This window comes from Sphingomonas sp. R1, from assembly GCF_025960285.1.
In the GTDB taxonomy this organism is placed as follows: Bacteria; Pseudomonadota; Alphaproteobacteria; order Sphingomonadales; family Sphingomonadaceae; genus Sphingomonas.
Window position 1 is genome coordinate 2,760,754 of the sequence record NZ_CP110111.1, and the last position, 11,588, is coordinate 2,772,341.

Annotated in this window: 15 protein-coding genes; 4 read left to right on the forward strand and 11 right to left on the reverse strand. The window is 67.2% G+C overall.

What is annotated here, in order from left to right; all coding sequences use genetic code 11:
• Positions 1–139: 139 nt before the first annotated feature.
• The 9 genes from OIM94_RS13205 to OIM94_RS13245 all read right to left on the reverse strand — a co-directional run bounded on the left by OIM94_RS13205 (position 140) and on the right by OIM94_RS13245 (position 6,563).
• The gene (locus OIM94_RS13205; protein ID WP_264607179.1) at positions 140–949 is read right to left on the reverse strand and encodes an ATP-binding protein; all 810 of its coding nucleotides are present in this window, start codon (positions 947–949) and stop codon (positions 140–142) included.
• A 52-nt stretch (positions 950–1,001) separates the two neighbouring features.
• On the reverse strand, positions 1,002–1,877 hold the full coding sequence (locus tag OIM94_RS13210; protein ID WP_264607180.1) for an LOG family protein: 876 nt from the start codon (positions 1,875–1,877) through the stop codon (positions 1,002–1,004).
• A 39-nt stretch (positions 1,878–1,916) separates the two neighbouring features.
• Positions 1,917–2,618 carry an extensin family protein gene (locus OIM94_RS13215; RefSeq protein WP_264607181.1) on the reverse strand — a complete coding sequence of 234 codons (702 nt, stop codon included), beginning with the start codon at positions 2,616–2,618 and terminating at the stop codon, positions 1,917–1,919.
• 66 nt (positions 2,619–2,684) lie between these two features.
• On the reverse strand, positions 2,685–3,086 hold the full coding sequence (locus tag OIM94_RS13220; protein WP_264607182.1) for an acyl-CoA thioesterase: 402 nt from the start codon (positions 3,084–3,086) through the stop codon (positions 2,685–2,687).
• 33 nt (positions 3,087–3,119) lie between these two features.
• Entirely contained in the window at positions 3,120–3,791 is a 672-nt protein-coding gene (locus OIM94_RS13225) for a hypothetical protein (protein WP_264607183.1), read from the reverse strand.
• A 16-nt stretch (positions 3,792–3,807) separates the two neighbouring features.
• Positions 3,808–4,212 (reverse strand): ExbD/TolR family protein, encoded by a 405-nt coding sequence (locus tag OIM94_RS13230; protein WP_264607184.1) that lies wholly within the window; start codon positions 4,210–4,212, stop codon positions 3,808–3,810.
• A 60-nt stretch (positions 4,213–4,272) separates the two neighbouring features.
• On the reverse strand, positions 4,273–4,794 hold the full coding sequence (locus tag OIM94_RS13235; protein ID WP_264607185.1) for a YdeI/OmpD-associated family protein: 522 nt from the start codon (positions 4,792–4,794) through the stop codon (positions 4,273–4,275).
• 112 nt (positions 4,795–4,906) lie between these two features.
• Positions 4,907–5,248 (reverse strand): DNA primase, encoded by a 342-nt coding sequence (locus tag OIM94_RS13240; RefSeq protein ID WP_264607186.1) that lies wholly within the window; start codon positions 5,246–5,248, stop codon positions 4,907–4,909.
• Positions 5,249–5,327: 79 nt separating this feature from the next.
• Complete coding sequence (locus tag OIM94_RS13245; RefSeq protein WP_264607187.1) at positions 5,328–6,563, reverse strand: multidrug effflux MFS transporter; 1,236 nt, start codon at positions 6,561–6,563, stop codon at positions 5,328–5,330.
• Positions 6,564–6,668: 105 nt separating this feature from the next.
• Between OIM94_RS13245 and OIM94_RS13250 the strand changes: the two genes are divergently transcribed.
• From OIM94_RS13250 to OIM94_RS13260, 3 genes are all read left to right on the forward strand, one after another.
• Positions 6,669–7,154 (forward strand): hypothetical protein, encoded by a 486-nt coding sequence (locus OIM94_RS13250; RefSeq protein WP_264607188.1) that lies wholly within the window; start codon positions 6,669–6,671, stop codon positions 7,152–7,154.
• A gap of 100 nt (positions 7,155–7,254) precedes the next feature.
• Positions 7,255–8,205: an isopenicillin N synthase family dioxygenase gene (locus OIM94_RS13255; RefSeq protein WP_264607189.1), complete on the forward strand. Its 951-nt coding sequence runs from the start codon at positions 7,255–7,257 to the stop codon at positions 8,203–8,205.
• 138 nt (positions 8,206–8,343) lie between these two features.
• Positions 8,344–9,636 carry a homoserine dehydrogenase gene (locus OIM94_RS13260; RefSeq protein ID WP_264607190.1) on the forward strand — a complete coding sequence of 431 codons (1,293 nt, stop codon included), beginning with the start codon at positions 8,344–8,346 and terminating at the stop codon, positions 9,634–9,636.
• A 19-nt stretch (positions 9,637–9,655) separates the two neighbouring features.
• On the opposite strand, the gene OIM94_RS13265 is transcribed toward OIM94_RS13260, so the two are convergent.
• Together OIM94_RS13265 and OIM94_RS13270 are read right to left on the reverse strand one after the other, a co-directional pair.
• The gene (locus OIM94_RS13265) at positions 9,656–9,979 is read right to left on the reverse strand and encodes a hypothetical protein (RefSeq protein WP_264607191.1); all 324 of its coding nucleotides are present in this window, start codon (positions 9,977–9,979) and stop codon (positions 9,656–9,658) included.
• 82 nt (positions 9,980–10,061) lie between these two features.
• The gene (locus OIM94_RS13270; RefSeq protein ID WP_264609908.1) at positions 10,062–10,400 is read right to left on the reverse strand and encodes a hypothetical protein; all 339 of its coding nucleotides are present in this window, start codon (positions 10,398–10,400) and stop codon (positions 10,062–10,064) included.
• A 169-nt stretch (positions 10,401–10,569) separates the two neighbouring features.
• Between OIM94_RS13270 and glpX the strand changes: the two genes are divergently transcribed.
• A complete protein-coding gene (gene glpX, locus OIM94_RS13275) occupies positions 10,570–11,538 on the forward strand; it encodes a class II fructose-bisphosphatase (RefSeq protein WP_264607192.1) in 969 nt (322 codons plus the stop codon).
• Positions 11,539–11,588 lie beyond the last annotated feature (50 nt).

The following is an 11,588-nucleotide window of genomic DNA, read 5'->3' on the forward strand; positions in this document are numbered from 1 at the left end:
ATCCCAGACGAAGATGGGCCTTACGCGGCCCAAGCGGCTGCTGCGGCGCACCGACTTTTTAGGCGACCCGGAAATCGTCCCAAATCGAGACAGAATGCGCTGCGTGAAGGTCCCGAGTCACGCGGATCGCGTCCGTCGGTTACAAACGTTTCCCCTGGCGACCGGCCAGTTCGACGACATATTGCCAGGCCACCCGTCCGGACCGGCTGCCGCGCCGCGTCGCCCATTGGATCGCGTCGGCAGGGTCGAACTGCAGCCCATGCGCTTCGGCATAGCCGCGAACGATGGCGACATAGGTATCCTGGTCGACGACGTGAAAGCCGAGCGACAGGCCGAACCGGTCCGCGAGCGCGAGATCGTCGTCGATGGAGTCGCGGGGGTTGATCGCGCTGGATTGCGCGTCGATGTCGCGCGGGAGCAGATGGCGTCGGTTCGAGGTGACGAACAGGCGGCAATGCGCCGGCCGCGCTTCGGCGCCCCCTTCGAGCAGTGATCGCAATGCCCGCGCATCGGCGGCGGCGTCGAAGCCCAGATCGTCGAGGAATATCGCAAAGGGCCGATCGGTCGTCGCCAGCAGCGCGAACAAGTCCGGAAGCGTTTCGAGATGGGTGGTCACCGCCTCCACCAGCGCCAAGCGCCCGCCCTGCGCCTGCACGGCCGCAATCGCTCCCTTGACCAGCGCCGACTTGCCGGTGCCGCGTGCGCCCCACAACAGCGCGTCCTGCGCGGCATGGCCGGCAGACAGCCGCTCCAGATTGGCGAGCAGCGCCGTCCGTTGCTTGTCCACGCCCTGCAGCAGCGCCAGCGGGGTGGGGGTGAAGTCGCGTGCCGGCACGATTTCGCGCCCGCGCCAGACATAGGCGGGATGCGCCTCCAGATCGGCCGGCGGCGCGGGCGGCGGCGACAGACGTTCCAGTGCTTCGGCGATGCGGATCAGCGGATCGGTCATGCCCGCGCTATAGCGCAACATCGCGCCAGCGCGAGCCGTCCCGGGCGCAGGATCAGCCCTGCGCCGTTTCCTTGTTCCGCCAGAAGTCCTGGACGATCTCCCAGCCTTCCTCGGCGGTTTCGCAGAAGCGGAAGAGGTTCAGGTCGCGCGGCGAGATCACGCCCTCGTCGCACAGTGCCTCGAAGTTGACGACGCGGTTCCAGAACTCCTTGCCGTAGAACAGCACCGGGATCGGATCGACCTTGCCGGTCTGGATCAGCGTCAGCAATTCGAAGCTTTCGTCGAAGGTGCCGAAGCCGCCCGGGAACACCGCCACCGCGCGGGCATGCAGCAGGAAGTGCATTTTCCGTAGCGCGAAATAGTGGAACTGCATGCTGAGGCCGGGGGTGACATAGGGGTTCGGCGCCTGCTCGTGCGGGAGCACGATGTTGAGGCCGATCGTCTCCGCGCCCACGTCCTGCGCGCCGCGATTGGCCGCTTCCATGATCGACGGACCGCCGCCCGAGGTGACCACGAAGTGCCGCTTCCCGGATGCATCCAGCGGAAAGTTGCTGGCAAGCCGACCCAGTTCGCGCGCCACGTCATAATATTTGGACTTGGCGACCAGGCTTTCGGCGATGCGCTTCTGCTGCTTGGTCTCGGCGAGCGCCAGCACGGCCTCGGCCTTTGCGGGCTCGGGGATGCGGGCCGAGCCGTAGATCACGAAAGTCGACGCAATGTTCGCCTCGTCGAGCAGGAGCTGGGGCTTCAGCAGTTCCAGCTGGAAGCGCACCGGCCGCAGGTCCTCGCGCAGCAGGAAATCCATGTCCTGAAAGGCGAGCCGGTATGCGGGGTGCTCGGTCTGGGGCGTGCCGGTGGCGGTGTTGGCGGCCTCGGCTTCCTGCTGGGCAGGGCGGAAGACGCGCGACGGGACTCTCGTATCGCTCATTGCCTGCGGATTAGGCGCATCCGGGGCGGTTGGGAAGCCTCAGGCGCAGAAGGGGCCGCGACCCATGTCGAGGTGGAAATGGTCGCGATGGACATAATTATAGTTCGGGCTCAACACGGTAGCGAAACGTCTGCAGGCGGAGCCGTGGATCGTCTCGAGAAAGCTGCGGATGGCCGGGTCTGGGTTGGTCCAATCCTTGAGGATAGTGATCCGCCGCCCGTCCTTCAGCACGAACCCCGAGACATCGACGGCATTGGCGCGGCCATGTTCCGACAGTTTGCTACCCGGCTGGGAGCCGCCGACGATCGCCCGGCAGACATAGGTCCCGAACGTGTCCACCCGAACCAGATCGCTGCCCAGGATCTGCCGCGCCGCCGGCGCCACGGCGAATTGCACCCAGCCGGTGAAGGCGCGGGCAAGCGGGCAGCGCATCGACTTGATGCCGCCCACGGGCACGCCGATGTCGAGCAGCTGCACGGCGCCTTGCACGATGCAGCCGCCGCCAAAGTCACGATCCGGCAGCGGACTGTAGCGGACCCCGGCGCGGCTGAGATCGGTGAAGCATTGCTGCGTCTCGCGCGGCGTGGGTCCGTTGAGCGTGATCGGGCCGCTCTGCCGCGGCTTCGACGGGGCGGGCGCCGGACGCTTCTCCCCGCCGCCGCCGCTGCCGAAGATGCACGCCGAGAGCAGCACCGGCAGCGCCAGGCCGGCCAGGGGGCGGGTTAGGCGACGAGAGACCATGGCGGCACGATAGGGCAAGAGCCGCTGCACGCGAACCACGGCTCGTCGCATGCGCGACTCGCTTCGTCAGGCGGTCGCCGCGACGAAGCGTTCGCCCAGCTCCGCGGGGACGCGGAGCAACCGTCCGGAGGCGCGATCGATCAGCGCCCAGGTGGTGACCGCTTCGACCCGCACCTTGCCATCGGGGCCGAGAAAGCGGACGTGCCGGTTGAATCGCGCACCGCGTGGCGCCTCCGGCACCCAGGTCTCGGCGAGCACGGTCTCGCCTTCGCGGACATTGCCGCGATAGTCGATCTCGTGCCGGGTCACGACCCAGATCAGCTGGTCCTGCTCCTCGGGCGTGGCCAGAGCGGCCCAATGGGCCCCGGCAATGTCCTGGATCCAGGCAACCCACACGGCATTGTTGACATGGCCGAGGATGTCGATGTCGGCGGGACCGGCGGTGATCTGGAGCGTGAAGCGCGGCATGGCGATGATGCTAGCGGCGATTTCGCGCCGGGGCTATTGTGCCGGTTTTCCCGGATCGTTCTGAAACTTGATCGCGCGAATGTGCCACTGGCGTTGTTCGGCCGTGGCGCCGTCAATGTCGCCCGAGCGGTGCAGCGTTGCTTCGCCCAGTTGATGGAACGGCCTGCCGCTGGCCTTCAGGCGACCATAGACCTGCACCGGCACGGTCACGTAGCGCTGGCCTGCGCCGGCTTCGATCGCCCCGGGCGCGCCGATATTGGCATGATATTCGGAATAGGGCGCGAAGCGCGCCGCAAATGCCTCGGCATCGCCACCTGACGCCTTGCCGCCATCGCTCCACAGCGCCCAAGCCTGATCGTAGCGACGGCTTTCGATCAGGGCATAATAGGTCTGCACGACATTGGCGGCGCCCTGCGCGCTGTCGGGCGTGAACTTGGCTTCGCTCACCGGTGTCCGATCGTCGGGAAGGCCGCCGGGCTCGCCGGGCGCAGGGGGATTGAGCGGCTCCACCTGCGCGTTGCTCGGCGCACGCTCGGTTGCGGCCGGGGCAGTCTGCGAGATCTGGTTGGCCGCGCCGTCCCCGGTTGCGTTGTCCATCCTGGGCGGCAGGCCCGAGGAGCAGGCGGCAAGCGAGCAGGCGGTCAGCAGGGCAGGGATCAGGCGCATCCGGGTCTCTTCCACATCGGGGATGTGCGAACGAGCCACCGGATGCGCCGGTTCCTCAATCCTTTAGCGGCTGATTGCCGACAAAGCCCAGCTTGACGATGTTGGCGCGCTTGATCGTGGCGAGCACCGTATCGAAGCGATCGTAGCGCGTTTCGGGATCGGTCTGCAGTTCCAGCACCGCCGCATCGGTGCGCAGGCCCGCAAGCCGCGCGGGCAGCGCCGCCTCGGCGAGGCGAGCGCCGTCCCAGAACAGCGTGCCGTCCTTGTCGATGGCGAGGCGGTGCGTCGCATTGTCGGTGATTCCGGGATCGCCCTGCGGCAGGTCCACCGGGACCTTGTGGGTCATCACGGGGATACTGAGGATCATCACGATCAGCAGCACCAGCATCACGTCGATGAACGGCGTCACGTTGATCGCGCCGATCGGCATGGGGTCGGACGCGGGTACGAACTTGCGCATGGCCTCTCCTCCGTCGTTGGGTACGATACAACGTACCATAGACAGCGTGCGGTACAAGCGTCACGCGTACTTCCAGTTGTGCCGCTTGCCCGCACGCAGCCACGCGATCGCTTGCCCGGCACGGCGGGCGCGGGTCTCGGGACGCTTGGCCTCGCTGATCCACTCGCAATAGTCCCGACGCGCGCTGGGCGGAAAGGCATCGAAGGTGGCGCGGGCCGCGGCATCGTTCGCAAGCGCGCCCAGCAGTTCCGGAGGTACCGGCAGGTCCGGACGGGGCCGGCGCGGCGGTCGGCTGGGGCCTTCGCCGCTGAACAGGCGGCCGGCAGCCGCCCGCACCATCGCCTCAAAGGTCGACGCGTCCGGCAGATCCGCGAGACTGGTGATGCGACGGAACTGCTCGACCTGCTCGGCCGCGTGGTCCCTATTCCACGACGCGGCCGCATGTTCCCAGAAGCCGAAACTGCAATGGGCCTTGAATGCGACCATCATTGCGAAAGGCCGTCCGCCGAGCATGAAGGCGGGGCGCGCCCATTTTATCGATTCTTCGACCTGCGGTACCGCGGCGTGCGCTCGGGCGCGCATCCACGCGAGCAGCGGCCGGGCAAAGTCGGTGGCGGCCTCATATAGGCGTCTACGCGCGGATCGGTCGGCATGGCGCGCGGAGCTTCCGCCCGGCGCGCCATGCCGTCAAGCCTTACGGACGCAGCGCTGCGTCATCCGGATCGTCGAGTTCCTCGTCCAGATCGTCCTCGTCGACCTCCTCGTCGTCGAAGTCGTCCTGAATGTCGTCCTCGTCGAGATCGTCCTCGTCCTCGTCGGCGTCGTCGTCTTCCTCGCCGATCTCGTCGTCGGTCATGGTGAGCTCGTCGAGATCGTCGTCATCATCCTCGCTGCCGCCCAGATCGGGGTTGAGATCGGTCAGCAGCGAACCATTGTCGGGACCGTCGCTGGTCGCCTCGAGAATTTCGGCGCGCTGGCTTTCGTCATAGCCTTCCGCGTCATAGCCGTCGTCGCCGGGACCCTGGATGCCGCTCATCGCCTGTTTCCTTAGCAAGCCCGGCGGGGATCGCCGGGATATGAGTGCGCAACGGCGCTGACCCCGGCTGCGTTCCGACTCAGCTGGGGCGGAACATCCGTCCGCGCTCGGTCACCGCTACTACCACGAGCGATAGCCCGCCCATGAGGAGAAATCCGCTGTACAAGGGTATGGTGGTGCCATCGAAGGCCTGGCCGATCGCGGCGCCGATCAGGGCCCCGGCGATGGTGGTGACGAATCCCTGCAGGCTGGAGGCGGTGCCGGCGATCGCGCCCATCTTCTCCATCGCCATCGCCGAGAAGTTGGACGTGGCCAGTCCGAAACATGCCATCATCAGCGCCTGGAGGGCCGCGAAACTCCACAGCGTCTCAAGGCCCAGCACCGTGACGGCGAGATGGATCGCGGCAAACAGCGTCAGCAGTGTCAGCGCGGTATGCGAGATCACCCGCGTGCCCAGCCGCATCACGATCCGCGAATTGAGGAACGATCCCACCGCCATCGTGCCGGCCACGCTGGCGAACACGGTGGTGAGCAGTTCGGGGCGGTGGAACACATCGGCCATCACCTGCTGGATCGAGCCGATGAAGCCGAACAGCGCGCCGGAGAGCAGGCCGGTGGCGATCGTATAGCCGACCGCCGCCCGGTCCCGCAGCATCACGCCGTAATCGGCGACGACCCGCGCGGGCTGCAGCGACTGGCGCGAATCGGCCGCCAGCGTCTCCGGCATGCGCAGCCCGAACCAGAGCAGGACGAGTGCGCCGATGGCGCCGATGCCCCAGAAGATCGTCCGCCACGATCCGCCTGCCGCCAGAATGATCTGCCCCACGGCAGGGGCGAAGATGGGGGCGGCCATGAACACGATAAACACCAGGCTCATCACCCGCGCCATCGCGCGCCCGGCATAGCAGTCGCGCACCAGCGCGACCGTGACGACGCGCGACCCTGCGGCCGCCGTACCCATCGCGACGCGGGCGACAAGCAGCAGCACGAAGCTGCCCGAGATCGCCGCGACCCAGCTCGTCACCACATAGCAGCCGAGCGCGATCAGCAGCACCGGTCGTCGCCCGAAGCGATCGGAGAGCGGCCCGTACAACAGCTGCGCGGTGCCGAACCCGATCAGGAAGGCAGTGATCACGAACTGGCGGTGATTGGCCGAATCGACGCCCAGGCTGGTGCCGATCGCGGGCAGGGCCGGCAGCATCGAGTCGATGCCCAGCGCGGTCAGCGCCATCAGCGCGGCGGCGAGGGTCACGAATTCGGCGAAGCGCAGCGGGGCCTGGCCGGCCGAGGCGGTACTCAGGTGCGGGGCGTTCATGCACGCGGCCATGGCCCAAGCCTTCCGCTACGTCACCCTTTTTCGGGTTGACGCAGATCGTCGCGCAACAACATTGCGGGGTGCAACCGCCGCAGGAGACCTCGCATGAATCGCCTTTTCGTTCCCCTGTTGCTGCCGATCGCGCTGGCGGCGTGCCATGGCAGCGCGAACATCAATTTCGACGGCAACGATACGGACGGCAACAGCGTGATCTCCACCGATGCCAATGGCCGCATCCAGATCAAGGCACCGGGCATTCAGGGGTCGATCACGCTGCCCAAGATGCCGCTGGACGCCAAGAATTTCGACATCGACGGCGTGACGCTGTATCCCGGCTCGACGCTGAAGAACCTGAAGGTCAATGACGGCGCCGGCGACAAGGACGGCCAGGTGATCGTCGAGTTCGAGAGCCCGGCCGCGCCGACCCTGGTGCGCGACTGGTTCCGCGACAACATGACCAAGCAGGGCTTCAAGGTGACGACCAAGGACGATAACCTGATCGGCACCACGGATGACGGCCAGCCCTTCGCGCTGCAGCTGAGCGCGCAGGGCGATGGCAAAACGCGGGGCCTGATGCAGGTGGGGCGCTGATCCCGATTTCGGGACAGCGGCGCGCCATTGGGAAATTTCCCAAGCTTGTCGGCGCCGCGGTTGCACGACTAACCACGCGTTTTTGCGTTCGGAGACTGTGATGTTGGATACCCTCACCGAAATTCCGGTGCTTTCGCTGAAGGCGCAGGCCGGCGATCCGGAGGGCTTCGCCCAGGCGTTCGGCCAGTCGTTCCAGCGCTTCGGCTTTGCAGTGGTGCGCGATCATGGCGTGCCGCAGGACCTGATCGCGCGGGCCTGGCGCCTGACCCAGGCATTTTTCGACCTGCCCGAAGCGGAGAAGCGCGCGCACTTCATTCCCGGTGGCGGCGGCGCGCGGGGGTACACGCCCTTCAAGACCGAAATCGCGAAGGGCGCGACCCATGTCGACCTCAAGGAATTCTGGCATATCGGCCGCGAGCTGGCTGCCGGCCACCGCTTCGCCGACGTGATGGCACCCAATGTGTGGCCGGGCGCGCCGGAGGGGTTCCGCGAGACGTTCCTCGAGCTTTTCGCCGCATTCGATACCGCCGGCGACAAGCTGCTCTCGGCGGTCGCGCGCTATCTCGGCCTCGCGCCCGACTGGTTCGACACGGCGGTGAAGGACGGCAATTCGGTGCTGCGCCTGCTCCATTATCCGCCGGTTGCCGCCGATGCGCCCGAGGTGCGCGCCGGCGCGCATGAGGACATCAACCTCATCACCCTGCTGCTCGGCGCCGAGGAAGCCGGCCTCGAACTGCTCGATCGCGACGGCAAGTGGCTGGCGGTGAAGCCGCCCGAAGGCGCGATGGTGATCAATGTCGGCGACATGCTGCAGCGCCTGACCAACCATGTCCTGCCCTCGACCACGCACCGCGTCGTCAATCCGCCGGCCGAGCGCCGCGGCCATTCACGCTATTCGATGCCATTTTTCCTGCATCCGGCGCCCGATTTCCTGATCAAGACGCTGCCCGGCTGCGTCACCGCAGAAAACCCGAACCGCTATCCCGAGCCGATCACCGCACACGATTACCTGCATGAACGGCTCGTCGAGATTGGCCTGATCAAGAAATAAACAGCACGTCGCGATGCTCGATCGCGACAAAATCTGTCTTTCCTTCGGGGAAGGGAAGGCGCTAGGGACGGACAGGCGGCGGCGGGGCGACAAGCGCCCGGCCGCCGCCTTGTCATATGGATTCAAGAGGAACGAGGAATGGCGGAAGCGTTGCGCGTGGCACTGGCGGGGCTGGGAACCGTGGGCGGCGGCGTGATTCGCCTGCTCGACGCCAATGCCGAGCTGATCAGCCGCCGCGCCGGCCGCAGGATCGAGGTGGTCGCCGTTTCGGCGCGGGATCGCAGCAAGGATCGCGGAATTGATCTGTCGCGCTTCGACTGGGTGGACGATCCCGTCGAACTCGCCCGGCACGCGAACGCCGATGTGGTGGTCGAGCTGGTCGGCGGATCCGACGGCCCGGCGCTGGCACTCGCCCGCGCGGCGCTCGGCGCGAACAAGAGCTTCGTGACGGCGAACAAGGCGATGATCGCCCATCACGGCCTTGAACTGGCGCAGGCTGCCGAGGCGGCACGGGTCGCGCTCAAATTCGAGGCGGCGGTGGCGGGCGGCGTGCCGGTGATCAAGGGCCTGCGCGAAGGCGCCGCGGCCAACGCGATCTCGCGCGTCTATGGCATCCTCAACGGCACCTGCAACTTCATCCTTTCGAAGATGGAAGCCGAAGGCCGCGATTTCGCGGAGATCCTCGCCGAGGCGCAGGCGCTGGGCTATGCCGAGGCGGACCCTACCTTCGACATCGACGGCATCGACGCGGCGCACAAGCTGTCGATCCTGGCCAGCCTCGCCTTCGGCACCCAGCCGGCGTTCGGCGACCTGAAGGCGAGCGGCATCCGCCACATCCTCGCCGCCGACATCGCCGAGGCGGCGACGCTCGGCTACCGCGTCCGGCTGCTCGGCATCGCCGATGCGGGGGCGCACGGGCTGTTCCAGCGCGTTCACGCGCACCTCGTGCCGCTCGGCCATCCGCTCGCCCATGTCACGGGATCGACCAATGCGGTGGTGGCCGAGGGCAATTTCGTCGGTCGCCTGCTGTTCCAGGGCGCAGGCGCGGGCGACGGCCCGACCGCTAGCGCCGTGGTCGCCGACCTGATCGACATCGCCCGCGGCGAATTCGGCCCGCCCTATGCGATGCCCGCAACGGCGCTTGCCGCCCAGCCGGCCGCGGACAGCGGCGAGCGGCGCGGCCGCTCCTATGTCCGCTTCACCGTGGCGGACCGTGTCGGTGTGCTGGCGGAGATCGCCGCAGCGATGCGCGATGCGGGCGTCTCGATCGAGAGCCTGATCCAGCGCGGCGTGAGCCCGGATGGCAGTGCGCTGGTCGCGATCGTCACGCACGAGGCGCCGGAGCGCAGCATTGCCCAGGCGCTGGAGAAACTGCGCGGCTCGCAGAGCCTGACCGGCGAGCCGATGTGGATGCACATTCTCGACGCCTGAGCGTCGGCTGCGCCTGATGTCAGAAGCTCAGGCGCAGCACCCGGCGGCCGCTGTCCGGGCATACCGGCATGCCGGTGCGGTTGCAGGCAGGGCCTTCGGCCGCGCGGAGCATCTCCATCTTGCGGTCGATCAGCGGCTCGCGGGTGGCGGCGATCCGGGCCCGGGCGCTGGGCATCCCGCAATCGCGCTCGACCTCGCAGCTGGAGATCAGCGGCGACAGCACCGGCTGCGGGCGAGCGGAGCGGCGTAACGTCGTGCGAACCATGCGCGATCGCGTTACCTCCGCCGCCGTCACCGTGGCCGCCATGCTTGCGCTCTGCAACGCAAGTGCGATCAACAACATATGCCCTCCTGTTGCATCCCGCCGCGCCAACGCGTGGAGGGGCGGGTGGTTGCGAACCTGTGCAGCGTTGCGGCAAGGCCGATCATGGCGCCAGCTCGCGCTTCTGAACCTTGGTCTTGCCATCGAAGCCCATGGTGGCGGTGAGCCCGACACCGCCGCATTTCACCGTGAAGGCGCCTTCGCCGCACTTGGTGATCCCTTGCTGCACCGGATCGCCGATCAGCCGGTTGAGGCGCGCCGCATCCGAATCGCGTGACAGGTCCGGCGTGACGAAGGGGACGCGATAGCGATCGGCCTCGCGCCGGGAACAGACGATGATCTCGCCTTCGTCGCTCGCCGTCCGGCACGGGATCTCGGCACGGGTCTGCGACCGATAGTCCGCCAGTACCGTCGAGACCATGCTATCCTGCACAAAAAGCATCAGCACCAGCAACATCGTGTCAATCCCCCACGATTCCACGCAATGATAGCCGAGATTCTCACCAAAAGCACTAAAGCACTTTGGTTAACGTCGCTGACAACGTTAGCACGGTCGACAGCGACCCGGTGGCCTCCTATCGCGTCGCACAAATCGAACAGGGGATCACTGAATGCCGAACGCAAGCCATGTTCTCGATCGTGTCCTGGTGCTCGAAATGGTGCGTGTCACCGAGGCCGCGGCGATCGCCGCGTCCAGCCTGATCGGCCGGGGGGACGAGAAGGCCGCGGACCATGCCGCCGTGGAAGCCATGCGCGAGGCGCTCAACCAGCTGTACATGGACGGCACCGTGGTGATCGGCGAGGGCGAGCGGGACGAGGCGCCGATGCTCTATATCGGCGAGAAGGTGGGTTCGGCGATCGGCAAGGGTCCGAAGATCGACATCGCGCTCGATCCGCTGGAAGGTACCACGATCACCGCGAAGGCCGGCCCGAACGCGCTGGCGGTGCTGGCGGTGGCTGAGGAAGGCTGCCTGCTCAATGCGCCGGACGTGTACATGGACAAGATCGCGGTGGGCCCCGGCTATCCGCAGGGCGTGATCGATCTCGCCAAGACGCCGACCGAGAACATCCAGGCGATTGCCGCTGCCAAGGGCGTTCAGCCCAGCGAGATCATCGCCTGCGTGCTCGATCGCCCGCGCCACGAGAAGCTGATCGCCGAGCTGCGCGGCATCGGCTGCGGTATCATGCTCATCCCGGACGGAGACGTGGCGGGCGTGATCGCAACCAGCGATCCGGACACGACGATCGACGTCTATATGGGCCAGGGCGGCGCCCCCGAGGGCGTGCTGGCCTGCGCCGCGCTGCGCTGCGTCGGCGGCCAGTTCCAGGGCCGCCTGGTGTTCCGCAACGAGGACGAGCGCGCCCGGGCGGCCAAGTGGGGCATCGAGGATCTCGACAAGATCTACTCGCTCGACGAACTCGCCAAGGGCGACTGCATCTTCGCGGCGACCGGCGTGACCGACGGTTCGCTGCTCGCCGGCGTCAAGCGGGTGAAGGGCAAGATGACTACCGAGAGCGTGGTGATGCGCGCCAGCTCGGGCACCGTGCGCTGGGTGAAGGGCGAACATCGCGTCGATTGACGCAGGAGAGGACGCCGCCGGCTTGATCCCGGCGGCGTCTTGCCGCACCA

Coding starts and splice junctions, on each gene's coding strand:
- OIM94_RS13205 (WP_264607179.1), bottom strand. CDS start 949: ATGACCGATCCGCTGATCCGCATCGCCGAAGCACTGGAACGTCTGTCG.
- OIM94_RS13210 (WP_264607180.1), bottom strand. CDS start 1,877: ATGAGCGATACGAGAGTCCCGTCGCGCGTCTTCCGCCCTGCCCAGCAG.
- OIM94_RS13215 (WP_264607181.1), bottom strand. CDS start 2,618: ATGGTCTCTCGTCGCCTAACCCGCCCCCTGGCCGGCCTGGCGCTGCCG.
- OIM94_RS13220 (WP_264607182.1), bottom strand. CDS start 3,086: ATGCCGCGCTTCACGCTCCAGATCACCGCCGGTCCCGCCGACATCGAC.
- OIM94_RS13230 (WP_264607184.1), bottom strand. CDS start 4,212: ATGCGCAAGTTCGTACCCGCGTCCGACCCCATGCCGATCGGCGCGATC.
- OIM94_RS13235 (WP_264607185.1), bottom strand. CDS start 4,794: ATGCGCGCCCGAGCGCACGCCGCGGTACCGCAGGTCGAAGAATCGATA.
- OIM94_RS13240 (WP_264607186.1), bottom strand. CDS start 5,248: ATGAGCGGCATCCAGGGTCCCGGCGACGACGGCTATGACGCGGAAGGC.
- OIM94_RS13245 (WP_264607187.1), bottom strand. CDS start 6,563: ATGAACGCCCCGCACCTGAGTACCGCCTCGGCCGGCCAGGCCCCGCTG.
- OIM94_RS13250 (WP_264607188.1), top strand. CDS start 6,669: ATGAATCGCCTTTTCGTTCCCCTGTTGCTGCCGATCGCGCTGGCGGCG.
- OIM94_RS13255 (WP_264607189.1), top strand. CDS start 7,255: ATGTTGGATACCCTCACCGAAATTCCGGTGCTTTCGCTGAAGGCGCAG.
- OIM94_RS13260 (WP_264607190.1), top strand. CDS start 8,344: ATGGCGGAAGCGTTGCGCGTGGCACTGGCGGGGCTGGGAACCGTGGGC.
- OIM94_RS13265 (WP_264607191.1), bottom strand. CDS start 9,979: ATGTTGTTGATCGCACTTGCGTTGCAGAGCGCAAGCATGGCGGCCACG.
- OIM94_RS13270 (WP_264609908.1), bottom strand. CDS start 10,400: ATGCTTTTTGTGCAGGATAGCATGGTCTCGACGGTACTGGCGGACTAT.
- glpX (WP_264607192.1), top strand. CDS start 10,570: ATGCCGAACGCAAGCCATGTTCTCGATCGTGTCCTGGTGCTCGAAATG.